Source organism: Holdemania filiformis (genome assembly GCF_003459085.1).
Classification (GTDB): domain Bacteria; phylum Bacillota_I; class Bacilli_A; order Erysipelotrichales; family Erysipelotrichaceae; genus Holdemania; species Holdemania filiformis.
Genome location: NZ_QRUP01000009.1, coordinates 88,033 through 112,098 on the forward strand (window position 1 = coordinate 88,033; position 24,066 = coordinate 112,098).

22 protein-coding genes are annotated in these 24,066 nt (G+C 53.6%); 19 read left to right on the forward strand and 3 right to left on the reverse strand.

Annotated features, from left to right (window positions below; translation table 11 throughout):
• The first annotated feature begins 23 nt into the window (after positions 1 to 23).
• The 10 genes from DWY25_RS08835 (at position 24) to DWY25_RS08885 (ending at position 11,280) form a co-directional block, all read left to right on the forward strand.
• Positions 24 to 728 carry a response regulator transcription factor gene (locus DWY25_RS08835; protein WP_117894927.1) on the forward strand — a complete coding sequence of 235 codons (705 nt, stop codon included), beginning with the start codon at positions 24 to 26 and terminating at the stop codon, positions 726 to 728.
• 4 nt (positions 729 to 732) lie between these two features.
• Positions 733 to 2,982 carry a sensor histidine kinase gene (locus DWY25_RS17950; protein WP_117894928.1) on the forward strand — a complete coding sequence of 750 codons (2,250 nt, stop codon included), beginning with the start codon at positions 733 to 735 and terminating at the stop codon, positions 2,980 to 2,982.
• A gap of 221 nt (positions 2,983 to 3,203) precedes the next feature.
• Positions 3,204 to 5,057, forward strand: a complete 1,854-nt coding sequence (locus DWY25_RS08845) for a beta-glucoside-specific PTS transporter subunit IIABC (RefSeq protein WP_117894929.1) — start codon at positions 3,204 to 3,206, stop codon at positions 5,055 to 5,057.
• Position 5,058: 1 nt separating this feature from the next.
• Positions 5,059 to 6,531 (forward strand): glycoside hydrolase family 1 protein, encoded by a 1,473-nt coding sequence (locus DWY25_RS08850; RefSeq protein WP_117894930.1) that lies wholly within the window; start codon positions 5,059 to 5,061, stop codon positions 6,529 to 6,531.
• Between the two features lie 39 nt (positions 6,532 to 6,570).
• On the forward strand, positions 6,571 to 7,410 hold the full coding sequence (locus DWY25_RS08855) for a PRD domain-containing protein (protein WP_006058724.1): 840 nt from the start codon (positions 6,571 to 6,573) through the stop codon (positions 7,408 to 7,410).
• 381 nt (positions 7,411 to 7,791) lie between these two features.
• Positions 7,792 to 8,595, forward strand: a complete 804-nt coding sequence (locus DWY25_RS08865) for a helix-turn-helix domain-containing protein (protein WP_117894932.1) — start codon at positions 7,792 to 7,794, stop codon at positions 8,593 to 8,595.
• 31 nt (positions 8,596 to 8,626) lie between these two features.
• Positions 8,627 to 9,589, forward strand: coding sequence for a hypothetical protein (locus tag DWY25_RS08870; RefSeq protein WP_117894933.1), 963 nt, complete (start codon positions 8,627 to 8,629; stop codon positions 9,587 to 9,589).
• Positions 9,582 to 10,013, forward strand: a complete 432-nt coding sequence (locus tag DWY25_RS08875) for a VOC family protein (RefSeq protein WP_117894934.1) — start codon at positions 9,582 to 9,584, stop codon at positions 10,011 to 10,013. The genes DWY25_RS08870 and DWY25_RS08875 overlap by 8 nt, the downstream gene beginning before the upstream one ends.
• A gap of 20 nt (positions 10,014 to 10,033) precedes the next feature.
• Entirely contained in the window at positions 10,034 to 10,492 is a 459-nt protein-coding gene (locus tag DWY25_RS08880) for a VOC family protein (protein WP_117894935.1), read from the forward strand.
• A 146-nt stretch (positions 10,493 to 10,638) separates the two neighbouring features.
• A complete protein-coding gene (locus DWY25_RS08885) occupies positions 10,639 to 11,280 on the forward strand; it encodes a GyrI-like domain-containing protein (protein WP_117894936.1) in 642 nt (213 codons plus the stop codon).
• Positions 11,281 to 11,450: 170 nt separating this feature from the next.
• On the opposite strand, the gene DWY25_RS08890 is transcribed toward DWY25_RS08885, so the two are convergent.
• Complete coding sequence (locus tag DWY25_RS08890) at positions 11,451 to 12,059, reverse strand: nitroreductase family protein (protein WP_117894937.1); 609 nt, start codon at positions 12,057 to 12,059, stop codon at positions 11,451 to 11,453.
• Positions 12,060 to 12,236: 177 nt separating this feature from the next.
• Between DWY25_RS08890 and DWY25_RS08895 the strand changes: the two genes are divergently transcribed.
• The 4 genes from DWY25_RS08895 to DWY25_RS08910 all read left to right on the forward strand — a co-directional run bounded on the left by DWY25_RS08895 (position 12,237) and on the right by DWY25_RS08910 (position 16,065).
• Positions 12,237 to 12,578, forward strand: a complete 342-nt coding sequence (locus DWY25_RS08895) for a NusG domain II-containing protein (protein WP_006058733.1) — start codon at positions 12,237 to 12,239, stop codon at positions 12,576 to 12,578.
• Position 12,579: 1 nt separating this feature from the next.
• Positions 12,580 to 13,092 carry a Gx transporter family protein gene (locus DWY25_RS08900; protein WP_072685028.1) on the forward strand — a complete coding sequence of 171 codons (513 nt, stop codon included), beginning with the start codon at positions 12,580 to 12,582 and terminating at the stop codon, positions 13,090 to 13,092.
• An 82-nt stretch (positions 13,093 to 13,174) separates the two neighbouring features.
• Entirely contained in the window at positions 13,175 to 13,867 is a 693-nt protein-coding gene (locus DWY25_RS08905) for an MBL fold metallo-hydrolase (RefSeq protein WP_117894938.1), read from the forward strand.
• A complete protein-coding gene (locus DWY25_RS08910) occupies positions 13,864 to 16,065 on the forward strand; it encodes a DUF2207 domain-containing protein (RefSeq protein WP_181981764.1) in 2,202 nt (733 codons plus the stop codon). Before DWY25_RS08905 ends, DWY25_RS08910 begins: the two co-directional genes overlap by 4 nt.
• A 116-nt stretch (positions 16,066 to 16,181) precedes the next feature.
• Here the strand turns inward: DWY25_RS08910 and DWY25_RS08915 are convergent, their stop codons facing one another.
• Together DWY25_RS08915 and DWY25_RS08920 are read right to left on the reverse strand one after the other, a co-directional pair.
• Positions 16,182 to 16,751 (reverse strand): class I SAM-dependent methyltransferase, encoded by a 570-nt coding sequence (locus DWY25_RS08915; protein ID WP_117894940.1) that lies wholly within the window; start codon positions 16,749 to 16,751, stop codon positions 16,182 to 16,184.
• Positions 16,752 to 16,762: 11 nt separating this feature from the next.
• Complete coding sequence (locus DWY25_RS08920; RefSeq protein ID WP_117894941.1) at positions 16,763 to 17,233, reverse strand: LURP-one-related/scramblase family protein; 471 nt, start codon at positions 17,231 to 17,233, stop codon at positions 16,763 to 16,765.
• A 319-nt stretch (positions 17,234 to 17,552) separates the two neighbouring features.
• Between DWY25_RS08920 and DWY25_RS08925 the strand changes: the two genes are divergently transcribed.
• From DWY25_RS08925 to DWY25_RS08955, 5 genes are all read left to right on the forward strand, one after another.
• Positions 17,553 to 17,903: a hypothetical protein gene (locus DWY25_RS08925; protein WP_147336678.1), complete on the forward strand. Its 351-nt coding sequence runs from the start codon at positions 17,553 to 17,555 to the stop codon at positions 17,901 to 17,903.
• 380 nt (positions 17,904 to 18,283) lie between these two features.
• Complete coding sequence (hisS, locus tag DWY25_RS08935; protein ID WP_117894944.1) at positions 18,284 to 19,576, forward strand: histidine--tRNA ligase; 1,293 nt, start codon at positions 18,284 to 18,286, stop codon at positions 19,574 to 19,576.
• Entirely contained in the window at positions 19,573 to 21,315 is a 1,743-nt protein-coding gene (gene aspS, locus DWY25_RS08940; RefSeq protein ID WP_117894945.1) for an aspartate--tRNA ligase, read from the forward strand. The genes hisS and aspS overlap by 4 nt, the downstream gene beginning before the upstream one ends.
• A 470-nt stretch (positions 21,316 to 21,785) precedes the next feature.
• Positions 21,786 to 22,355: a PadR family transcriptional regulator gene (locus DWY25_RS08950; protein WP_117894947.1), complete on the forward strand. Its 570-nt coding sequence runs from the start codon at positions 21,786 to 21,788 to the stop codon at positions 22,353 to 22,355.
• The gene (locus tag DWY25_RS08955; protein WP_117894948.1) at positions 22,336 to 23,958 is read left to right on the forward strand and encodes an NAD(P)H-dependent oxidoreductase; all 1,623 of its coding nucleotides are present in this window, start codon (positions 22,336 to 22,338) and stop codon (positions 23,956 to 23,958) included. The genes DWY25_RS08950 and DWY25_RS08955 overlap by 20 nt, the downstream gene beginning before the upstream one ends.
• The last annotated feature ends 108 nt before the right edge of the window (positions 23,959 to 24,066 follow it).

Here is a 24,066-nt window from a genome sequence, read left to right on the forward strand (position 1 = left end):
AGAATCAGTGAGGGGAGCAAACCATGCAAAACTATCAAATCCTCGTCTGCGAAGACGAAGTCGAGATCGGCAACGCGATCGAAATCTATTTAAAGAACCAGGGGTACGGCGTTCATCGTGCCTATAACGGGAAGGAAGGGCTGGAGGTTCTGGCCCGTCAGACGATTCATCTGGCGATCGTCGATCTGATGATGCCGGTCATGGACGGGCTGACGATGATCATGACGCTGCGGCAGAGCTATGATTTTCCCGTGATCGTGCTGTCGGCGAAGTCCGAGGACATGGACAAAATCACCGGCCTGAACATGGGCGCGGACGATTATATCACCAAGCCGTTTACGCCGATGGAGCTGTTGGCGCGGGTGAATTCCCAGCTGCGCCGCTATGCCAAATTCTTAAGCCTGAAAGAACATCAGAGTGAGGATGAACGGGTCTATACGGTCGGCGGCCTGGAGCTGAACAACGACACCAAGGAAGTGTCGCTTGACGGCAATCCGGTGCGCCTGACGCCGATCGAGTTCCGGATTCTGCAGCTGTTGATGAAAAATCCGGGACGCGTTTACAGCGCTGAAGAAATCTACGAACGGGTGTGGAACGAGGAAGCGATCGCGACCGATACGGTCATGGTGCACATCCGCAACATCCGTGAAAAAATTGAGATCGATCCCCGTAATCCGCGGTATTTAAAGGTGGTGTGGGGTGTCGGCTACAAAATAGAGAAGGGATAAAGGAATGAACAAATCCAAATTTTCAGAAAAACTGTTGGCTGGTTTTCTGGTTCTGATCTGTTTCCTGAGTCTGATCCTTGTCCCATCGGCCGGATCGATCAGCGAGAACGCCGGGCCGGAAACTCACCGCGAGCTGTTCGGCCAAAGCCGCACGGTTCGTGCCTGGGTCAACGACTATGCGGTCACGATGATCCGCGATCTGATCAACGAGGTCAACCATACCGATCTGGGCTATGCGGATCTGTTGATCAGCGCCGATCAGCAGCAGCGTCTTTTAGAAGACGGATGGACGCAGAGCGAGATCAACGAACAGAAATCACAGCTCGACTGGTCGCTGCAGCAGGAGTTTAAAAACAGCCTGCAGCTGGGCAACCTGCATGCCCTGGCGATTGACAACGCCACCAAGACGACCGTGCGCAGACCCAAAACCAACACGTTGGCCCAGACTGACAGTGAATTATCCAAAAACTATCAGTTTTGGATCCGGGCGGAATACGACAGCTACGGCGTGCTGAGCGTCACGTCCAACAGCGGTTATGGCTATTCGGATTTTTATCCGCTGAGCGTACTGGCGGACTATGTGCAGTATTACGGGGATTTCTCCCTGGAGCTGCATGAGCCGGTGCTGAAGGATATCACGCTGATCTTCGGTATTCCCAACGTGCTGGAAAGCGACGACGCGATTACCAGTCTGATCCACAACGCCGAATATTATTCCTACCGGCAGCTGGCCTCGCGGATCAACATGGTGCTGTACTTCATCCTGTTTTTAGGCGCGTTGTACTTTACCCGCGGCAAGATGCGCGACACCCGGCTTGGGAAGCTGCTCGACCGGATTCCGCTGGAAGCGCAGATTCTGATCAGCGTCGTGGCGCTGGCCATGATGGAGGAAATGTCCTATAATCTGGGCGGCATCATGCTCGATCTTTATTCCCAGTCGGTTGACGACATAAATGGCGTCTTCCAGATTCTCGGTTATGAGTTCACGTTCCTGTTGGAATGCTTCGGCTTGTACTGCGCGATTTACTGGATCCGCGCTGCGCTGCGGGACGGCTGGCATCAAACGTGGAGCAAGATGGCGACGATCACGCTGTGGCGGCGGCTCTGGCATGGCGTGCGGCATGGCTGGTCAACGCTGAAGCAATGGACCAAGGAATGCTTTACCGTCGATTTCTCGGAGAAGGCGCATTCGCGGCTGATCCGTTTAATGGTCGTCAACGTCGCACTGATCAGTGTTCTGTGTCTGCTTCTGGACGATTTCTTTGCGGCGGTTATCTATACGGTCTTCCTGTATTTCATCATCATGCGGGCTTTGAAACGGCTGCGCAGCGACTATGAGACGCTGCTGGGCTGTACCCGGCGGATGGCGCGGGGCGATCTGGAAACGGAAGTGCATGAGGATTTAGGCATTTTCGAGCCGCTGCACAGCGAGCTGGATGATATCCGCTATGGCTTCAACACAGCGATCGCGGAAGAAACTAAGAGCCAGAAGATGAAAACGGAACTGATTTCCAACGTTTCCCACGACTTGAAAACCCCGCTGACCTCCCTAATCTCCTATATTGACTTAATGAAGCAGGAGCCGGACGAAGCCAAGCGGCAGGAATATCTGGCGGTGCTGGAACGCAATTCCATGCGTCTGAAGCATCTGATTGAGGATTTGTTCGAGGTCAGCAAGGCGAACAGCGGTGATCTGAAGCTGAACGTCGTGGATGTCGATCTTGTTTCCCTGATCTCGCAGACGTTGTTCGAGCTGGCTCCGGCGATTGAGAAAGCCGGGCTGACGATCAAAACCTCGTACAGTCACGATAAGATTGTGCTGCCGCTCGATTCGCAGAAGACGTACCGGATCGTGGAAAATCTTGTTTCCAACGTGACGAAATATTCACTCCGCGGCTCGCGCGTCTATCTGACGTTGATCGAGCGGGGCGAGGAAGTGGTGCTGTCGATCCGCAATATTTCCCAGACGGAGATCGACTTCGATCCGAACGATTTAGTCGAACGCTTTGTGCGCGGGGACAAATCGCGCAACTCGGAAGGCTCTGGGCTGGGCCTGGCGATTGCCAAGGGCTTCGCGGAGAGCCAGCACGCGCACTTTACGATTCAGACGGACGGCGATTTCTTTAAGGTCATCGTGATCTTTAACCGCCGCGCGCTGGAAGATCTCAAACCGAAACCGGCGGAAACCGTGAAGCTGGACATGCCGCAGGCGCCGCTGATCGACATTTCAAAAAATGACGAAAATAAAATTTAGGGATTGACAAAGCGCTTTCAGCCAGCTTATAATATGCTCGCAAAAGACAAAGGGACATGTAACTGGTAATGCAGGCAGGATCTCATAAAACAAACGGAATCCGCAAGGAGGACGTGGCTTTTATGGTGGATCCTGCCTTTTTGTTTTCCTGCCTTGGGGCCAGAGGGAGGAAAGCGAACAGGAAACAGCCCGGCGATCTGGCGATTATGGAGGAGAAATCTATGGATTATAAGCATACTGCCGCCGAAATTCTGAAATATGTCGGCACAGAAAAAAACGTCGCTCAGCTTGAGCACTGCTCGACCCGTCTGCGCTTCACGCTCAACGATCAGAAAAAAGTCGACGAGGACAAACTGAAAGCGGTCCCGGGCGTCATGGGCGTCGTCCGCAGCAATCAGTTTCAGATCATCATCGGCAACGACGTCGTTGAGGTGTACGACGCCTTGTTGAAAATGATTGATTTCAATAATCAGACAACCCCGGCAGCCCCGGCGGAGAAACAGAAGCTCGGCAAAATGGCGCTGGACTTTCTGATCGGCATCTTCCAGCCGTTAGTTCCGGCAATCGCCGGCGCGGGCGTGCTGAAATCGATCCTGATTCTGTTGGTCGCGCTGCATGTCATGGACGACGCGAACGCGCTGTATAAGATTCTTGCCGCGATTTCTGACGCAACGTTCTACTTCTTACCGATGATGGTGGCCGTGACGACCGCCAACAAGCTGAAAAGCAACCGGCTGGTCGCAATCGCCGCGGTCGGCGTGACGCTGCTGCCAGCGGTGACGACGATGATCGCCGAAGGTACGACGCTGTTCGGCATTCAGCTGCAGAGCATCGCCTATAATGCGCAGGTGTTCCCGGCGATTCTATGCGTCAGCTTCCTGGCGTTCATGGAACGGCTCATGAACAAGATTTCGCCGAAGCCGATCCGGATCTTCTTTGTTCCGATGATCGCACTGGCCGTCACCGTGCCGGTCACCCTGTTGTTCTTAGGTCCGTTAGGCTACAATGTCGGCCAGATCTTCACCGCGGCGATCCTGTTCTTGTATGATAAGCTCGGCTTTGTGGCGTTGACAGTTCTGTCGGCGATCCTGCCGTTAATGGTGGCGACCGGCATGCACAAGACGCTGCTGCCGTACGCTCTGGCGACTTATGGCGAGCTGGGCTATGAAATGCTGTATCTGCCGGCGTCGCTGGCGCACAACATCGGGGAATCCGGCGCCTGCTTCGCGGTCGCGTTAAAAGCCAAAGATGAAACGCTGAAATCAACCGCCTTCTCTGCGGGAATCTCCGCCTTCATGGGTATTACGGAGCCGGCGCTCTACGGCGTGACGCTGCAGAATAAGAAAGTCCTCTACAGCGTCATGCTGGGCGGCGGCCTCACCGGCGCGTTCTTAGGCTTACTGTCAGTCAAGGCGTTCGCGGTCGTCGGTCCGGGCGCAGCCAGTATGTCGATGTTCATTGACAGTACCAATGGAATGAATATCGTCTGGGCAATCGCGGGCTTCGCGCTGGCGTTGGTTTCCTCGTTTATCTTTACGCTGATTCTGTGGAAAGAAGAAACCCCGGCGGCTTCAGCTCCGATGGCACCGGTGAAACCGCTGGAAGGCAGCCATGACGTTCTGAATGTGCTGTGCCCGATCGTCGGTCAGGTTGTCGCGCTGGATCAGGTCGGCGATGAAATGTTCTCCAAGAAAGCGCTGGGCGACGGCGTTGCGATCATTCCGGAAGTCGGCGAGCTGCGCGCTCCGGCTGACGGCACGATCCAGATGGTCTTTGAAACGAAGCATTCCTTAGGCATGACAACCGCCAACGGCACGGAAATTCTGTTCCATGTCGGCCTGGATACCGTCAATCTGCAAGGCAAGCCGTTTTCGCCGAAAGTCAAGGCCGGCGACAGTGTTAAAACCGGCGATCTGCTTCTGACATTTGATATTCAGGCGATCAAGGACGCCGGGCTGGATCCGATCACTCCGGTGGTCGTCACCAATTCCCAGGACATGAATGTCAGCGTCGTGAAGACCGGTCATGCCGAAAACACCGACGTTATCCTGCAGACGCAGAGAAAGGAAGACTGATATGCGAAAATTCCCTGAAGGCTTTTTATGGGGCGGGGCGACCGCTGCCAATCAGATCGAAGGCGGATGGCGGGAAGGCGGCAAGGGCTGGTCGGTTTCCGACGCGGCCCGCGCGCACTTCGATGCCGACGTCAAGGATTATAACCGTCACAACCAGATCACAACCCGGGACATTGAGGAAGCGCTGGCCCATCCGGAGGACGAGGTCAACTATCCGAAACGGCATGGCAGCGATTTCTACCATCATTATAAAGAAGACATCGCGTTGATGGCCGAGATGGGCTTTAAGGTCTACCGCATGTCGATCGCCTGGAGCCGCATCTATCCTAACGGCGATGACGAACAACCCAACGAGGCCGGCCTGCAGTTCTACGACGAGGTGTTCGACGAACTCAAGAAATACAACATTGAACCGCTGGTTACGATGTCGCACTATGAACCGCCGCTGAATCTGGTGCTCAATTACGACGGCTGGTATTCCCGTGAAGTCATCGGCTTCTTTGAAAAGTATGTCCGGACGATCTGCGAACGCTACAAGCACAAGGTGAAATACTGGCTGACCTTCAACGAGGTCGACAGCATCATCCGCCATCCGTTCACGACCGGCGGTCTGATCGAAGACCGTTTCCCGGGGAAGAACTTTGAAGAGGTCTGTTACCAGGCGATGCATCATCAGTTTGTCGCCTCGGCGCTGGCAACCAAGATCTGCCACGAGATCATTCCGGATTCCCAGGTCGGCTGCATGATCACGAAGCTGACCTACTATCCGTATTCCTGCAAGCCGGAGGACGTGCTGGAAACGCAGAAGCGGATGCGCAGCATTTATGCGTACAGCGACACGCAGGTGTTCGGCGAATATCCGTCGACGCTGCTGTCCTACTATAAGAATCACAACATCCACATCGTGAAGCAGCCGGGCGACGATGAAGTGATGAAGCAGTACCCGGTCGACTTCGTTTCGTTCAGCTATTATATGTCCAGCTGCGTGGCGGCGGATGAAACCGGACTGGACGTCACCCCGGGCAACACGATTCTGGCCGTCAAGAATCCGCATCTGGAAACCAGCGAATGGGGGTGGCAGATCGACCCGATCGGACTGCGGATTTCCTTAGTCGATCTGTATGACCGTTACCGCAAGCCGCTGTTCGTCGTAGAGAACGGACTGGGCGCGAAAGACGTGCTGAGCGCGGATGGAAAGGTGCATGATCCCTACCGGATCGACTATCTGCGCAAGCATTTCAAGTGCATGCTGGACGCAATCGAAGAGGACGGCGTCGAGTTGATGGGTTATACGTCGTGGGCGTGCATCGATTTGATCAGCGAATCGACCAAGCAGATCTCCAAGCGCTACGGCTACATTTATGTAGATCTTGATGATCAGGGCAACGGCACGTATAATAGAATCAGAAAAGATTCGTTCTACTGGTATCAGAAAGTCATTCAGAACAACAGTCTGGATTTTGAAGAACAATAACGTCTGGCAGGGACGAAGCAGAAAGGCAGGGGAGCGGGGATGCGGATCAAAAAAGTATTGAATTCCAGCGTCGTGCTGGTCGAAGACGATGCGCATCAGGAATCGATCCTGCTGGGGAAAGGCATCGGTTATGGGCAGAAGCCGGGCAACGTGATTGCCCAGCGTCAGGAAAATCAGGTGTTTCTGCCTGTCGACAACGCCCGTTCCCGGCAGATTGTCGAGTTGGTCAACAGCCTGCCCGTAGCGATTCTGGAGCTGGCGCAGGAAATCGTGATCGACGCTCAGCAGCGCTTAAAAACGCCGCTGGGGGAAAATCTGGTGTTTGTGCTGGCGGATCATCTCAACTTTGCCTTGGAACGGATCCGCACCGGGATGGTGATTACCAACCGTGTCTTCTGGGAAATCAAAAGCTTCTATCCCCAGGAATTTGAGGCCGGGCTGCACGCGGTCGAACAGGTGCGCCAGCGCTTAGGCGTGGAACTGCCGGAACAGGAAGCGGCGAATATCGCATTTCATCTGGCCAACGCCCAGGCGGGAAGCGATCCGGATTACGACGCCGCGCGCAACGCCAAGCTGATCGGCGAACTCATCAATCTGGTCCGCTATTCGCTCAACCGTGAGCTCGATTCCCAAAGCATCCATACGGCACGGTTTATCACGCATATCAAATTCTTTGTCGACCGCTTCTTTACCGACAAGCTGCTTCAGAACGACGACGATCTGTTATTTGAGCAGATCAAGACGCGCTATCCGAAAGAGCTGGGCGTGGCGCTGAAAATCAAGAGTTACCTGTATGATAAATACGGACGGATCCTGCCGAATGAAGAAGTGACGTTTCTTGTCGTGCACATCGCGCGAATCGCCCGCAGTCAGGCATGAGCATGGATTAAAATTGAATCGAATAAAAAGAAAACAGAGAATTCCGGCAGGACAGATTCAACCGGGAATCTCTGTTTTTTTCGTTGCCGCAAATGGATTTTCTGCGGCATTTAAACAAACGGATAACAAAACAGCCGGATAACAAAACAGCTGGATAACAAAACAGCCGGATAACAAAACAGCCGGACAGGGGAATAAAAATCTTCCCTCCATCTTCACTGGTTTTAGCGTGATGCAAAGCTCTACTCAGATCATCACAAGGGAATATCAGCTGGAAGATTCCCAATGTTTCGCTGTTTTTCTACCCGGTCCGGCTATGCTATAATAACGGCATATTCAACAACGAAACGTTTGTCAAGCGAACAGAGAGGGGGAAAACCGATGTCAGCCGAAACTTTGGCGGAAGCTTATTTTCCGCTGACCGCCAATCAGGGCGCGGGCTACCGGGAGATTGAAGCGTGTCCGGCGCTGAAGCCGTGGATCCGCTGTTTCTGGGTATATACCGATCAATGCGATCAGATCGTGATTCCCGATACGTGCATGGATATCATTCTGTGCGTCGATGAAACCGGGAAAAGTGAGATTTTTTTCTGCGGGATCAACGATTTCACGTTTACTTCGGTCAACGACAGCGCCCGGCCCGGTGTGCGATTGATCGGCATCCGCTTTTATTTCTGGGCCGTTGCCAGCTTCTGCACCGGTTCATTAAAGGCCGTGCGGAATACGAAAGATCAGATGGATTTCTATTTTCCCGGCTGGGCGGAAGGGCTGAAGCAGGTATTTGATGAAACGGAAAGTCTGGAAGCGCTGTGGCCGAAGTGGGAAGCCTTTCTGCTTGCGCGTCAGCACGCGGATCCGATACCGCCGCTCATCATGCGGGCGGCAGAGCTGATCATTCAGCGCAGGGGCGTGCTGGCGATCGCGGATCTGGCGGCGGAGCTCGATCTTGAGAAACGCTGGATGGAACGGAAATTTCTGGATTTTTACGGCGTCAGCGGCAAGCGTCTTTCGCTTTTGATCCGATATCAGCTGATCTGGCAGGCCTGTCTGCAGGATCATGACTTCAACGTTCAGGACACGGTTGTGGACTATGGCTTTTACGATCAGGCGCATCTGTTGAATTTCTTTAAAAAATATCATAATTCCCAACGGTTGTCGTTTTTTTCCAAGACAGTCAAACGCTGATCCCGGTACAATAGCCCCGGAGGTGTTTCCGATGAAAAAGAGAATGACGCAGGCTCAGTTTCAGCAAATCCGCCGCTGGGTTCTGCGCAATGGCCGGCCGCTGGAATGGGCGCGCTGGCAAGCGATGTTTGAAGGCGGCAGCCAGAATCAGGCTGCGGAAGTGTTACGCGGTTATCAAAACGCGGACGGCGGTTTTGGCTGGGGGCTGGAGCCGGATTGCATGAATCCACAGTCTTCCCCCTACCAGACCGGTTCCGCGCTGGCACTGGCCGAAGCGCTGCAGCTGGACGCGCACGATCCGCTATATCAAGGAGCGTGCGCGTATTTGAGCCAGGAAAGCACGGCGTATCAGGACGGCTGGCCGTTCACGATCCAATCCAACGACGATTTTCCGCATGCCCCGTGGATGGGCTATGATCCAATGCTCAACGACGCGGAGAGCTTTGGTTTGAATCTGGGCCTGGCGCGGCAGATCCTGACACACGATTGCGACGACAAGGCGCTGAGAGCGAAGGCGGAAGCGATTGTTGTAAAAGCCTTGGAGCAGTTGTTTACGCAGGAGGATTTCGGTGAGATGGGCGTGGATGCCTTCTGCGGGTGGCTGCCGCAGCTTAATTTCCTGCCGGCGACGGCGTACACACACGATCAAATCCGGGAACGGATTCTGACGCTGATTGAAAAGCGGGTGGAACGCGATCCTGCCCAGTGGCAGGAATATAAACCGCGGCCGTCCTACTTCGTTCGTTCGCGCAACGACGCGGCGTATCCCCGGCTGAAAGACCTGGTGGAAGCGGAGCTGGATTATTTGATCGACACCTGTCCTGAGGGTGATGTGTGGGAAATTCCGTGGAACTGGGCGGGGCTGTATCCCGAGGCTTTCCGCGTGGCGCGCACACAATGGAAAGGCTGGAAGGCGATCGAGAATATCGCGTTTCTGATGGCGTTTGACCGGATTGAACCGGCTGTTCAGAAAGGAAACCACACAGATGAATAAAATTACCTGTATCTGCCTGGGCGTTCGCGATATGGCAAAGTCCCTCCGCTTTTACCGCGACGGCTTAGGCTACAAGACCGATTGCCAGGAAGACAATCCCGCTGTTTGTTTCTTTGATACACCGGGAACGAAATTTGAACTCTATCCGCTGGCGCAGTTGGCGCAGGACGTCAATCCGCACAATCCGCCGGCAATCAGCCCGGGATTTTCCGGCGTGACGCTGGCGTACAATGTCGAAAAGAAAGCGGAAGTCGATCAGGTGATCGCCCTGGCGCGCGAAGCCGGAGCCACGATCCTGAAAGAACCGCAGCCGGTCTTCTGGGGCGGCTATCATGCGTATTTCAGCGATCCTGACGGTTATGTCTGGGAAGTAGCCTGGGGACCCGATTTCCAGTATGACGAGCAGGGCTTGTTGAAATTTTGAGTGAAAGTAAAGGATCAGCGATGAAATTAAAAAATACGATGCTCGTCGTCCGGGATCTGAAACGATCGGAGGCCTTTTATAAGGAAGTGCTGGGCCTGCGGACGTTGGTGGATCTTGAGGTTCATGCCGTGCTCAGCGGCGGTCTGGCCTTGCAGACAGAAGAAAGCTGGAAGCAGTTCACCGGTCTTGACATCACTTATGAAGCCAATGCGGCCGAGCTTTATTTTGAAGAAGCGGAGTTTGATGCTTTTGCCGCAAAGCTTGCGGCGCTCACCTCGGTGCGGATCATCAATCCTGCTGAGGAACAGAGCTGGGGCCAGCGGATCGTGCGGTTTTGGGATCCGGATGGACATGTCATTGAAGTCGGGGAGACGCTGAAAGCCGTTTGCCAGCGGTTTCTGGACCAGGGCATGACAATTGAAGCGATCGCCGAGAGGATGGATGTGCCGGTCAAAGCGGTGAACGCCTACCTTCGCTGAAGTCTGCCAGGCGCAGCGTCAGGAAACCGGTATTCCCCATTTCCGGCTGAGGGAAGAAATCATTCGCCGCGGTATTTGTTTTCAACCTGACATCCTGATGTCAGGTTTGACACGGTACAATGAGATCAAAAGGAAGGTGTTATACCATGGCTTATGATTTTAAAAAAGAAGCGAAAATGTTCTATATGCCGAAAAACAAGCCGGAAATTGTCACGGTTCCGTCGATGAATTTTCTCGCGGTGTCCGGTCAGGGCGATCCCAACGAGGAAGGAGGCGCTTATCAACGGGCTGTCAGCGTCTTGTACGCGCTTGCTTATACGCTCAAAATGAGCTATAAGGGGACACGACAGATCGCCGGATTTTACGAATATGTCGTGCCGCCGCTGGAAGGCTTCTGGTGGCAGCCGGGCCTCGCCGGTGTGGATTATTCGCAGAAGCGCGGTTTTCACTGGATCAGCGTGATCCGGGTCCCGGATTTCATCAAGCAGGAAGATTTCGACTGGGCCGTGCAGGAGGCGCAGCGGAAGAAACAGATCGACTGTTCATCTGCGGCGTTTCTGACGATCGAGGAGGGACTGTGCGTGCAGATGATGCATATCGGCGCTTATGACGACGAACCCGCCAGCGTCGCGAGGATGGATGCGTATATCGAAGCGCAGGGATATGAAAATGAACTCAACGAAGTCCGCCGGCATCATGAAATCTATTTGTCGGATCCGCGGAAATGCGATCCGGCGAAACAGAAGACGGTGATCCGGCATCCGATCCGCAAAAAAGACGGTCGTTAAACCGCCGGACTGAATCTGATTCTAAATGTTTGAAAGCAATGCTCTGAAGCTGGAAACGCAACTTCCAGCTTTTTTCTTATTTTCAATTGGATAAGGCATGACTTCCAAGTTAAAGCCCTGATTTTACTAGCAAGAGAAAGGTCAAGGCGGTTTCCGTCATAACTGTCTGATCAGTCGATAAAACTGGCGATTTCCTCCATGGTCTTCTTTTTCAGCTGCGGCAGCGGCGCGTCTTTGCGCGCGTGGCCGACCACGAGAATCATTTCGGCGATTTCATTTTCCGGACGGCCGCAAAGCTCTGTGAGAAAATGAATCGGTGCCGGCGTGTACGTCAGCATCGCATAGCCAGCCTGGTTCAGCGCCTGGATCAGAAAGCCGGTTGCGATCCCGACGGACTCGTTCACGTAATAATTGGGAACCCAGTGTCCTGGGCTGTCCTCATGTTTCATCTGCTTAAAGATCACGATCAAACACGGCGCTTCGCTCAGAAAAGGTTTTTCAATCTGCAGGTTCAGTTTTTCCAGATCCTGCCGCCAGACCTCGCTGATCCGGCTCTCATAAAATTCCCGTTCCACCTGCTCGCACGCTTCGCGCAGCTCGCGCTTCTTTGCATCCTGGGTAATGACGCAGAAATGCCACGGCTGCATGTCCGCGCCGCTGGGGGCGGTCGCCGCGATGTTCAAGGCGGTCCGGATATCATTCATATCGACCGGCGTGCTATCAAAGTGCCGGATCGTGCGGCGTTTCTGCGCCTGCGTTAACACGCTGTCCAACGTCATAAGAAATTCCTCCTTGGTAAAGTTTACTATCTTGATTATAGGCGAAAGTCAAAGAAAATGCACGCGGGGAAAGCGGCATAAGTTTCCAGGCTGCGGCAGAACGATGTTCAGCTAACCTTCACTTGCAATCAGAAACAACCATGTTATAATAGAAAAGCTGAATTAGGATGTGAAACGATGAGCAAAAAAGAAATTAAACTGATAGTCGCTATTTTATTTGTAGCGCTGGGCATTTATGTCGGCGTTCAGGTCTATAACCGGCTGAATGTCAAAACCTATGGGATCGTCACGTATAAAAATCAGGTGATCCATACATTTAACGTCAACAAAGACGAAGACTACTATTTTAACGGATCTTACGGAAAGATGAAGCTGGAAGTCAAGGACGGCAAATGGCGGATTACGGAGGAAGAATGTCCGAATCATATCTGTTCCTCGATCGGCTGGGTCAGCGTCAAGGACTATTTCCCGATCGTCTGTATCCCGAATGAAGTGATTGTCACCTTAAAGGATAACTGACATGAAGCTGAGTAAGACAAAGCATTTCGTGTATGTCACGATGCTGGCGGCGATGGCGATCGCGATCAACCTGCTGGAAACGATGCTGACGGTGTCGCTGCCGTTTGGCATGCGTCTGGGGCTGGCCAACATCATCGCCCTGATCACGATTGAAATTCTCGGCGTCAAGGAAATGATCATCGTCAATACGATGCGCGTCGTGATCGGCAATCTGCTGCGGGGAACGATCTTCGGCTCGACGTTCTGGATCTCTGCCGGCGGCGTTATCCTCAGCTCGATCGTGCTGATCGTGATCAAAAAAGGGTTGAAGATGTCGATGATTTCGACGTCGATGCTGTGCGCGATCGGCCACAGCGTCGGGCAGGTTGTGATCGTCATGGTGCTGTATAAAACCGCGGCGATGATGACGATCGTACCGCTGCTTCTGGTGACCTCAATTCCGACTGGAATCTTTACCGGGATCGTCGCGACCCAGGCGTTAAAGCGGATTGATAAAAATTTAGTCGTGCGTTAGACAGATTTGGAAACAGAGTCCTGCGGATTCTGTTTTTTTTCTTCGATTTCCTGTAAAATAGAGAACAGTAGGGGGTACTTGCATGAAAATTACATGGATTGAACACAGCAGTTTCCTGCTGGAGCTGCCGGAGCGCGTGCTCGTGCTGGATTATTTCGGGAAGACCCGGCTGCCGCTGCCGGCGAACAAACCGGTTACGTTTCTGGCCAGCCATCATCACGCCGATCATTACGATAAAGCGATTCTGGAACACGGCACGGATCAGATCTGGTATGTGCTGAGCCGCGATATTTTTGGACCGCAGGACGAGCATCACATCAAGGTGAAGCCGCATCAGCGCTATGAGCTGAACGGGATGATCATTGAAACGCTCAAATCTAACGACGAGGGTGTGGCGTTTATGATCGAAGTCGACGGCTGGCGGATCCTGCACGCGGGCGATTTAAACGACTGGCATTGGGAGGAAGAAAACGATCAGGACCGGCAGGAAAACGAAGTGCTGAAACGACGCTTTGACCGTGAATTGGAGCGGGTTGCCGGAAGAACCTTCGACTTGGCGATGATCCCGACCGACCCGCGGTTAAACGACGGCTATAACCGTGGTCTGTTAGGATGGGCGAAAGTGTGTCAGTTAGGCTGGATCGCCCCGATGCACACCTTTGGAGAAAACGACGTGATCGACCGTCTGCTTCAGGATCCCGCCTGCGCCGAATTGAGAAGCCGGATTCTCGATCTGCGGAAGGGACCGCAGGTGCTGGAGGATCCGCAGCGATGAGAAAAAGCCTTGGAATTCTGATTGCGCTGGGCTTGTGCCTTTCATTTCTGCCCGTTCATGCGGAAGAACCCGCCGCGATCACATCCCGGATTGTGGAAGCGGCCGTCCATGCGGATAAGACGATCACGGTGACGGAAACCCTTCGCTTAAGACTGCCGGAGCACGAGGCTTATGAGCTTTTTCTGGATCTGCCGGACGATGCCGAGGCCCAGGCCGGGGACGTCGCTATCCTCAGCAGTCAGGCCGTGCTGGATCCGCAGTGGAATCAGGTCAAATTCAACCGCGATCAAGACGTTCAGCTGCAGCTGAACTATACGCTTCGCTGTTTTCAGGATGATGATGCACAGCGGGATACGTTTTTACTGGATTTAGGGCGTTCGCCGCTGGATTTGCCTGTCGAGCAGATGCATGCCGAAATCCAATTTGATCCCGGGCTTGTCCGCGACAACTGGATTCTCGACTGCGGCCAAAGCGGCGGTCAGTGCCGTTATGGAACAGGCAAGTGGCAGGATCAGACGTTTGTTTTTGATTCCACGGAAGTCCTGGATTATCCGACATTGGATCTGATCGTTCATTTCGACGAAGAAACCTTCGCTCAGGCGCAGTCCTATCGCTGGCCTTCGCGGTATTCGCGCTGGCATGTGGAGGTCGAAGTACTGCCGCAGATGGATCTGAGGGTGCATCAGGAACTGGAATGGACAAGCCAGAGTTCCGAACTGGATCCGATGCTTGATTTGTTTTTAGGCTGGCCGAGTTATCCCGACGCGGTTTTGAAAGACGTCATGATCAGCGATCCCTCGCTGGAAGCCTCGGAGTATGGCTTCATCCGCTTGCCGCAGGATAAGCCGGCGGACTTGACGCTGGATTACCAGATTGAATTGGCCTCGCATGCGGACCAATGGCATCTGAATTTCGACGATGCGATGAACGACGCGCAGATCGACGAGCTGGACGTTGTGATCCGGCTGCCGCAAGAGCTGGAATTCAGAACCGATTTTTATAATTCCCGGACGTACGACGATCTGAACAAGGTGACGCTGGAGGTCAGCGAGGACGGCCGCCTGCTGCATCTCTATTCGACGGCGGGGTTAAGCGGGGATGACCGGGTGAGTGTTGAAATTGACATTCCGCACGGCGCTCAGCGGCGAATGGCCGGCGGCCCAACCGGCTTCTGGACGATGTTTGGCATCGGAACGCTGCTGGCATCCGGGCTGTTCAGGCTCATGAACCGCCATTCCAAACAACGCACGGTCGGCGAACTGCCGAGCGGCATCAATCCGCTGCAGGCGGCCTTGTTAACCGGTAAGCCGGTCAGCGCAAAAACACTGGCTTCCGTGATTGTCAACTGGGCGGCCCGCGATTATATCGAGATACAAAGGGAGGGACGGACAATCCGGCTGACGCGCAAGCGTTCGCTGATTCACCAGCCGGAGTGGGAAAAACAATTCCTGCGTTCGCTGTTGGCGCTGGGCGATGGAAATACCGTGACGCTGGATGAAATTCGCCGCGATTCTGCTTCCTGTGTCCAGCAGGCTTGCCGCCAGGCCCGGTTGGAAAAGGCCCAGTGGCAGCACAAAGGCCTGACTGGACTGCGCTGGCTGCTGATCGGACTGAGCGTACTGCCGCCTGTGATGATCACCGGTGTTCTGCTTCGGCAAACCTCGTTAGAAGGCATCGTGATTATGTTGAGCCTGGGTTTAACCGCGGTGACGATAGCGCTGGGCAGCATGACCGCGGCGGTGGCTCAGGGATGGAAGAAGTCCCGCTGGCCGCTGCTGATCCTCGGGTTTGCCTGGCTGATTCTGCTGGGGAGCGTCCTGGCCTGCTTTGTGCCGCGGGAATTTCCGTTGGGTGTCGGTTATGTCTGTCTGTTGATCACGCAGCTGATCTTGTGGCCGCTGACGCCGCTGAATCCGGAAGGGCTGCGGTTAAGGCAGCAGGCAGTGCAATGGGGCAAGGACTTAAAACAAATGCCGGATGCCAAACTGGACGACTGGCTGGACCGCGATCCGGACTATGCGTTTAAAAGCTACGCTTACGCGCAGACGCTGGGACTGGGAGCTTTGTGGGAAAAACGATTCTATGAAAGAATTCTGCCTTCGCTGCCGACGGTGGTTGATGCCAGCGGCCAGCCGGATCGCATCGGAGTGCTCGATGAACTGATCGGCCGGCTGCAGGACAGTCTGGCGGAAGAATAAAAAAACGACCGGCGAGGTTTGGAGAGGGAGTATTCCCGAACGATTCTCACCGGTTGTTTTTAAATTTCTTTACACTAGGGACTGCGCCAGGCCGGGCTTGTCTTCTCAATTTGCGCCTAGTCCAGGCGCTGCAACTCGCGGGGAATGATGATCGGCTTGTAGGCGTCCAGGATGATTGAAACCATTCCCAGACGGTGATGATCATTGCGTGAGTCATAACGATAAGACCGGCCGATATGACCATCGGCGTCGTTGGCGTAGCGATAATGGAAATCGCCGCGCTCGTCGCAATACTCCAAAAGCGAAACCTCAAAGCCCGCCTGCACGAAGACGGCGCAGAACTGCTTGTAATCATAGACGATTTTATGCGTGGCCGCCGGATGATCCTGCGGTCCCGGTCCCCCAACCTGAACCAGTTTCTGATATTCCTCGTTGCGGAAATTCCGGTCCGGCACCGCCGCACGGATCCAACCGCCAGGTTTGAGATATTGTTTAAGCGTCTGCGCCGCGATCATGGCTTCAGCCAGCGTCAAATGTTCAAACAAATGTTCCGCCAGCATCGCTTCCGCCTGTTCACCTTGGAAAAAGGCTTCAAACGTTTCGGGCTTCAATAAATCCAGCTGATCCTGCTGAGTGCTGATCCAGCCGTCAAACTGCGTTGTTCCTGCGCCCAGTACAATTTTCATAGCCGGATTCCTTAATGCTCGCTGCAATTTGCGGCGTCGATTGCCAAGACAAGCATGACGATCATGAGCTCATCCCGCGGATCGTCGAAATCAATGACGTAGGTATCGGTCAGCGAGATAACTTCCTTACTGATCGTTCCGCACAGCTCGCCGTCGCGGAAGATCTGATAATCCCAGCCGAACAAATCGCCTTCTACGCTCCAGCCTTCGCAGTCGATGCGATAGCTCGGATGCAGAAAGGAGAATTCCTTGCGGATGACCGCGACCAAATCGCCGTCCAGCTCGACTTCAAAGGTCGGCAGGAAGTGGAATAACTTTTCACGGATTAAACCGATTTCCTGTTCTTCAACGTCAAACACCCGCAGGACGTGCGACAACGCTAACAAATCCGCGCGCACGCTGTAAACGGCATACCCTTCTTCATCGGTGATATCAAAGCTGTCGGTCCAGGAAAAGAACCGCTGGCGAATAAATAAACGCATGAACTGATCCTCCTTCAATTCGTAAGCTTATGATACACAAGGACAAAATAAAACGCCAGCGATCGAAAGTGATTGTAAGAAAAAGGAAAGAAGTAAGCGGCAGGGAGAACAGGTTTATGCATTCCCAATTGCGTTTTAGATAAGGAATAGGATACAATGAAACAAAGGGGTGATCGTGTTGTTTGAAATTTATCAGGATATTAAAAATTTGGTTTTGAAAAGTCCGGAAAACATTTTGAGTTTGATGGCTTTAATTTTGGGTTTATTCTTGCCGGGGCTGCTTCAACTGTGCATCAATGAAAGGGAGATGTTTCTGCTTTTGGATCCGATCCGCGTACTGTTGTACGCGCTGACGTTTTCCGTCCCGATGTTCGTTATTTGTTTTGTTGAAGAAATGTATTTCAGTGCTAAATACTCCGAGGAAGCAGTTATCCATGAATGCTGCTGGATTGCCGGTTTTGAGTCTTTGCTTAGCTTGAGTTGTCTTGTTTTAATGAATCATTATTTTTTTCAGCTTGATCTGTTGGCGACATATATTTTTTGTATCTTGATCGGCGCTTGTGTTATCGCATATTTTAGCAATAAAGAAGGCGAGGAAAAAACGGCTCATATCCAAAAGGAAACAAACGATACCTGCCGAAAGGAAAGCGAATCAGAACATCAGGACTGACCGCCAAACGCCGCATTAGAATGAAAAGAACACGATTCCACAAAGCCGCGGGAAAGCGGATTTTACCCTTGTGCAAAGCGTGAAATCGTGCTAAACTAGGGATAAATTCAAGGACCAAGAGGAACCTGGAACGGGATAAGTCAGAGAGGGAAGACAATGGCTGAAAGCTTCCTTTATCACCCCCGGCGACCGACACTTGCAAGAAGCGGCAGGGAACGAACAGTAGCTGCCGACGAATTTCCGGCGTTATCGGAAAGAGGGCATGGAGCAATCCGTGAACTAAGGTGGTACCACGCAGTCAAAGCGTCCTTAGACAGGGCGCTTTTTTTGTGGAACGCATCCCAAGGCAAGGAACTTGAAAATAGAAAAAGGAGGAATTGATGATGGAGAATTACCAGACTCCGCGCGGAACGCAGGATTTACTTCCGGAAGCGACGCGCAAGTGGCAGAAAGTTGAAGATTTGATCCGCAACCTCTGCGATGTTTACGGGTATGAGGAAATCCGCACGCCGGTCTTCGAGGACACGCGGGTTTTCAAACGGGAAAACGACAGCTCCGACATGGTCAATAAGGAAATGTATACGTTCTCTGTGCATGGCGAGGATTCGCTGACGCTCAGACCGGAAGGCACGGCCGGGGTTGTCCGCAGCTTCGTGCAGCACAAGATGTACGGACGGCTGGAAATGCCGGCCAAGCTCTACTACATGGGCGAAATGTTCCGTTATGAACGGCCGCAGAAGGGCCGTTACCGCCAGTTCAACCAGTTCGGCATCGAAAACATCGGTATGAAAAGTCCGCTGATCGACGCCGAGGTGATCGCGCTGGGTTACAGCATCGTCAAAGCGCTGGGCTTAAGTCAGGTCAAGGTGTTGATCAACACGCTGGGCGACGATGAAAGCCGGGCAGCCTACCGGGGCGCGCTGCGCGAGCACTTCAAGGACAGCGTCAGCGAGCTGTGCGCGGACTGCCAGCGCCGCTATGAACAAAATCCGCTGCGGCTGCTGGACTGCAAGGTTGACAACGAACATCCAAGTATGCAGAACGTGCCGTCGCTGCAGCAGTATCTGACGCCGGAGTCGAAGGCATATTTCGATCAGGTGCTCGCCGCCCTGGACGCGTTGGAAATCCCTTATGAAATTGACGACAAGCTGGTGCGCGGCCTGGACTACTACACTCACACGGTGTTTGAGGTCGTTTCCACGCATCCGGAATCCGGTTCGCAGGCAACTGTTTTCGCGGGCGGCCGCTATGACGGCCTGGTCGAATATTTCGGCGGTCCGGAAATGTCGGGCGTCGGCTTTGCGATGGGGCTGGAACGCTTAATGATCCTGGCGGAAGCGGAACAGGTCGAGCTGGGCGAAGAGGACAGTCTGGACGTCTACGTCATGGCGCTGGGCAACGTCGGAACGCTGCCGCTGGCGCTGGCGACGGAATGCCGCGCCGCGGGCTATCACACGGAATTCAACATCCAGCCCCGGTCGCTGAAAGCTCAGTTTAAATCGGTGGACCGGCGCAAGGCCCGGGTCGCGGTCATCGCCGGTGAAAGCGAAGCCGCCAATCATCAGGTCAATGTTAAATTTATTGAACAACAGCGTCAGATTACGATTGATCAGGATGAGCTGGTTGCGACGCTGGACGCTTATTTTCAGGCAGAAGGAGAAGAAGAAGCATGAAACGGACTCACAATAACGGCGAACTGCGTTTAGCCAACGCCGGAGAACACGTTACGGTCGTCGGCTGGGTTGCCCGCCGGCGCAATCTGGGCGCGCTGGTCTTTATCGACCTGCGCGACCGCAGCGGCATCGTTCAGATTACTGTGGATGAAAAACTGGCCGAACAGGTCAAGGACGTCCGCAACGAATATATTCTGCAGGTCGAGGGCAAGGTTGTCGAACGCCAGGATAAAAATCCGAAGATGGCGACCGGAGAGATTGAAATCTACGCTGAAAACGTGAACATCGTCAACACGGCGGAAACCACCCCGATGATCATTGCCGAAGAAACCGACGCGCTGGAAGATACGCGGCTGAAATACCGTTATCTCGATCTGCGCCGCGCGCCGATCCAGAACAATCTGATCCTGCGTCACAAGGTCACGATGTTAACGCGTAATTATTTGTCCGATCACGGTTTTATTGAAGTTGAAACGCCGATCCTGTGCAAATCGACGCCGGAAGGCGCCCGCGATTATCTCGTACCGTCGCGGATTTTTAAGGGCAAGTTTTTTGCCCTGCCGCAGTCGCCGCAGATTTACAAGCAGCTGCTGATGGTCGGAGGAATCGAAAAATATTTCCAGATCGCCCGCTGCTTCCGCGACGAGGATCTGCGCGCCGACCGCCAGCCGGAATTCACGCAGATCGATATCGAAATGAGTTTTGTCGACGAGGAACAGGTCTGGACGGTTGTCGAAGGCCTGATGAAGGAAATCTTCCGCAATCTGAAAAACGTCGAACTGGACGCGTTCCCGCGCTTAACGTATAACGAATGCATGGCGCGGTATGGTTCGGATAAACCGGATACCCGCTTTGACATGGAAATTCAGAACTTAAACGCGGTGTTTAAGGATACGGAGTTCACGGTCTTTAAAAATGTCCTGGAACAGCCGAAGGGGATGGTCGGCGCGATCGTCGCCGCTCAGGCCGCGGATCGATTCTCCCGCAAGGATATTGACAAGCTTCAGGAATTTGTCAAAATTTATGGGGCGAAGGCGCTGGCCTGGCTGAAAATGAGCCAGGGCGAATTGAGCGGATCTGTCGCCAAGGTGCTCAAGCCGGAAGAAAAGAACGCCCTGATCGAAACGCTGGGCTTAAAGGACAACGATCTGATCTTCATGATCGCGGATAAAGCGAAGGTGGCTCAGACGGCGCTGGGCGCGCTGCGTGTGAAACTGGGACGGCAGCTGAATCTGATCGACGAGAACCGTTACAATTTCCTGTGGGTCACCAACTTCCCGATGTTTGAATACAGCGAGGAAGAACAGCGCTATGTCGCCGCGCATCATCCGTTTACCAGCCCGAATCTGGAAGATGTCGACAAGCTGATGAGCGATCCGGAAAACTGTTATTCCCGGGCGTATGACCTGGTGCTCAACGGCTATGAGCTGCTGAGCGGTTCGATCCGGATTCATGATCAGCATGTCCAGGAGAAGGTCTTCGAGGCGATCGGCATGTCGATGGAGGAAGCCCGCGAAAAATTCGGTTTCTTCATTGACGCCTTCCGTTACGGCACGCCGCCGCACGGCGGGGTGGGCATCGGCCTGGAACGTCTGGTCATGATTCTGGCCGGCACGGATAACATCCGCGATGTCGTAGCGTTCCCGAAAACAGCCAGCGCGTCGGATCTGATGAGCGAGGCGCCGAACACCGTGGATGAAAAACAGCTGAAAGAACTGCACATCGCGCTCGAAAAATAAAACTTTCTATAAGTTTCCAAATGTCAAGCATTCATAATTAAAAAAATGCGTGCTATAATACTAATGCCTAAAGGGAACACATATATTTCCAACACTTGATATATGGGAATCCGGACGTTTCAGTTTGGTGTCGAAAACTCTGATTTATCAGGGGATCCTAAAAATCTGGACAGGGTACCCACCTGGCTTATAACCGGGAATCATATCAACCCTTTAGGTCACAAAGAAAGCCTTCCGACGAAGGCTTTTTTTGCGTGCAGATGGGGAGTCCGGCCAGAGCAGGAGCGGCTGATAAAAAGGATTCAAAAGGTGAAAGACATCGACTTGAAAGCCGGGTGATTCCGCGAGTTGCCTGTCCTTTCCGAGCTTTAAAAAATTCTGCCTGCATATCGATCGGCATTCTCATTCTTTACATTTCAGGTAAAGAATGATATTCTACAAGTGGAATATAAACGAGAGAGGGTTACAGGATGGCGCTGAAACAAGGCTTGCTTGGATTATTGAATTATGGCGAAATGACCGGCTATGAGCTGGCGAAAGCGTTCAACGATTCCCTGTCGTTTTTCTGGCAGGCGCAGACCAGTCAGATCTACCGTGAGCTGAACCAGCTGGAAGCGGAAGGGCTGCTTCATTCCCGGATTGAAGTCCAGACGGGTAAACCGGACAAACGGGTGTATGCGATTACGGCTCAGGGCAAAGCTGAACTGGACCGCTGGTTAGCGAGCGATCTGAATACGGAAATGATGCCGACACGCAGCGAGGTACTGCTGCGGATCTTCTTTTCCGGTCGCCGTTCGCCCCGTGAAAACCGGGAAATGCTTGAGCAGCTAGCGCAGGTCTACAAAGTCCGGCAGAGAGAGATGGAATCTGTCGCCGGTTTGATCGAACAGTATCAGGCGCTGACCCAGTCGCCTTCGGACGCGGTGGTTTGGGAAATGACCGCTGATTTCGGTCGGGCTTATACGCAGATGTGCCAAGACTGGATTGATCGCTGCATCGCGCGGCTGAAGGAGATTGAAAATGAAAATTCTGACGCTTAACAGCAGTCCCCGCGGTGCTGCCAGCAATACGTTTCAGCTGACGCAGGCGTTTCTTGAGGGGCTGCGGCAAGAGCTGGAAAGTCCGCTGATCGTTAAAACAAGGATGATCAATGAGCTGAACTTAAGCCCGTGTCAGGGATGCTTCCGCTGCTGGACTGCGACGCCGGGCACATGCGTTATCCCGGATGCGATGGCGGAGGTGCTGGAAGAAATGCGGTCAGCCGATCTGATCCTGTGGAGCTTCCCTTTATACTATTTCGGCATGCCGGGACCGGTGAAAACGCTGCTTGACCGCTGTCTGCCGCTGAATCTGCCCTGGATGGAAAGGGATGCGGACGGACGCCCGGTTCATCCCCGGCGTGATCAGAATGCCCGGATGAAATCGATCCTGATCTCCACTTGCGGCTTTACGACGGTTGAAAACAATTACGAAGCGCTGATCCGGCAGTTTGACCTGGCCTTCGGCGACAGTCTCAAAATATTATGTCCTCAAGGCGAGCTGTTCGCTCATCCCGAGCTGCGCCGGCAGACCTCGGTGTATATGGCTCAGGTTACGCAGGCCGGACAGGAATACGCCCGGACCAAAACGCTGTCCGACAGCACGCTGCGGCGCTTAAGCGAGCCGCTGCTGCCGGAAGGAACGTTTATCAGTCTGGCGAATGCCAGCTGGAATATCCAGAAACCGGAGGAACAAAACGATCCGCAGAAGACAAAAGTCCGCCAGGCTGAGCAGTTTACCCGTCAGATGGCGGCGCTGTATAATCCGGCGGCGTTTGATGGAAAAGAACGGGTATTTGAGATTTTCTATACGGACGTGCAGACCGGCTATCAGCTGACGCTGGGCAAGACCTGCGAACTCTGTCCGCTGGGAACGAAGCCCTATACGACGCGCGTGGAAACGCCGTTAGAGGTCTGGCAGGCGATTGCCCGCGGCGAACTGCGGGGCGAGCAGGCAATGATGGAAGGCCGTTACAAAACGCGGGGCGATTTGACTCTTTTGATGGACTGGGACCGCTATTTCAGCGGCCCGGGGAATCTCATTCCCTCAGATTTGGAAAAAGCGAAGAAAAGGACCAACATGCTTCTGTTGATCCTGCCCTGGTGCTGCTTGTGGATGCTTCTGCCGTTTTCCGCTTCGCTGGGCGCCAGCGCTGCGATTGTGACGGCGGCGGGACTGGCGCTGGCTGGCAAAAAATGGACGCTGACGATCTATGACGGATTTACCGGTTTGCTGGTCGCGGCCTTCGCGCTGGCGGCGCTGCAGGGCGCTGATCTGCGCTGGCTTATTCCGCTTTCTTATCTGGCGTTCGGTTTGTTATGGCTGCTTTCCTGCCTGACGCCGATACCGTTAAGCGCACATTATTCCAAGGAAAAATATCATGGCGAGGCGGCGTATCAGAATCCCGTATTCATGCGGACCAATCTGATCCTGACGCTGGCCTGGGGCTTGCTTTACACCGCGAGCGCGGTAGGAACATACGCGATCCTGCGCAGTGCGGTTCCAGAGCTGGCGGCGCTGATCAACACGCTCTGCCCGCTACTTCTGGGCTTGTTTACGCTCTGGTTTGAGAAAGCGTATCCGGCTAAAATTGCCCGCGGTTAGACTGCGGGTTTTTGATTGAGCGCTTTTGCGCATCGCAAAAGGATCTGAAATTGCGCGGGGAAAATGAATATGAAGTTTGTCTTCCGGACGTCGCTGCGGCCAATAAAA

What these genes read in the sequence shown, in the direction of transcription:
- DWY25_RS08900 (WP_072685028.1), top strand. Translation starts at nt 12,580, where the DNA reads ATGAAGCTGAGTAAGACAAAGCATTTCGTGTATGTCACGATGCTGGCG.
- DWY25_RS08955 (WP_117894948.1), top strand. Translation starts at nt 22,336, where the DNA reads ATGAAAATTCTGACGCTTAACAGCAGTCCCCGCGGTGCTGCCAGCAAT.
- DWY25_RS08895 (WP_006058733.1), top strand. Translation starts at nt 12,237, where the DNA reads ATGAGCAAAAAAGAAATTAAACTGATAGTCGCTATTTTATTTGTAGCG.
- DWY25_RS08845 (WP_117894929.1), top strand. Translation starts at nt 3,204, where the DNA reads ATGGATTATAAGCATACTGCCGCCGAAATTCTGAAATATGTCGGCACA.
- DWY25_RS08880 (WP_117894935.1), top strand. Translation starts at nt 10,034, where the DNA reads ATGAAATTAAAAAATACGATGCTCGTCGTCCGGGATCTGAAACGATCG.
- DWY25_RS08915 (WP_117894940.1), bottom strand. Translation starts at nt 16,751, where the DNA reads ATGAAAATTGTACTGGGCGCAGGAACAACGCAGTTTGACGGCTGGATC.
- DWY25_RS08920 (WP_117894941.1), bottom strand. Translation starts at nt 17,233, where the DNA reads ATGCGTTTATTTATTCGCCAGCGGTTCTTTTCCTGGACCGACAGCTTT.
- hisS (WP_117894944.1), top strand. Translation starts at nt 18,284, where the DNA reads ATGATGGAGAATTACCAGACTCCGCGCGGAACGCAGGATTTACTTCCG.
- DWY25_RS08835 (WP_117894927.1), top strand. Translation starts at nt 24, where the DNA reads ATGCAAAACTATCAAATCCTCGTCTGCGAAGACGAAGTCGAGATCGGC.
- aspS (WP_117894945.1), top strand. Translation starts at nt 19,573, where the DNA reads ATGAAACGGACTCACAATAACGGCGAACTGCGTTTAGCCAACGCCGGA.
- DWY25_RS17950 (WP_117894928.1), top strand. Translation starts at nt 733, where the DNA reads ATGAACAAATCCAAATTTTCAGAAAAACTGTTGGCTGGTTTTCTGGTT.
- DWY25_RS08890 (WP_117894937.1), bottom strand. Translation starts at nt 12,059, where the DNA reads ATGACGTTGGACAGCGTGTTAACGCAGGCGCAGAAACGCCGCACGATC.
- DWY25_RS08850 (WP_117894930.1), top strand. Translation starts at nt 5,059, where the DNA reads ATGCGAAAATTCCCTGAAGGCTTTTTATGGGGCGGGGCGACCGCTGCC.
- DWY25_RS08910 (WP_181981764.1), top strand. Translation starts at nt 13,864, where the DNA reads ATGAGAAAAAGCCTTGGAATTCTGATTGCGCTGGGCTTGTGCCTTTCA.
- DWY25_RS08950 (WP_117894947.1), top strand. Translation starts at nt 21,786, where the DNA reads ATGGCGCTGAAACAAGGCTTGCTTGGATTATTGAATTATGGCGAAATG.
- DWY25_RS08865 (WP_117894932.1), top strand. Translation starts at nt 7,792, where the DNA reads ATGTCAGCCGAAACTTTGGCGGAAGCTTATTTTCCGCTGACCGCCAAT.
- DWY25_RS08875 (WP_117894934.1), top strand. Translation starts at nt 9,582, where the DNA reads ATGAATAAAATTACCTGTATCTGCCTGGGCGTTCGCGATATGGCAAAG.
- DWY25_RS08885 (WP_117894936.1), top strand. Translation starts at nt 10,639, where the DNA reads ATGGCTTATGATTTTAAAAAAGAAGCGAAAATGTTCTATATGCCGAAA.
- DWY25_RS08870 (WP_117894933.1), top strand. Translation starts at nt 8,627, where the DNA reads ATGAAAAAGAGAATGACGCAGGCTCAGTTTCAGCAAATCCGCCGCTGG.
- DWY25_RS08905 (WP_117894938.1), top strand. Translation starts at nt 13,175, where the DNA reads ATGAAAATTACATGGATTGAACACAGCAGTTTCCTGCTGGAGCTGCCG.
- DWY25_RS08855 (WP_006058724.1), top strand. Translation starts at nt 6,571, where the DNA reads ATGCGGATCAAAAAAGTATTGAATTCCAGCGTCGTGCTGGTCGAAGAC.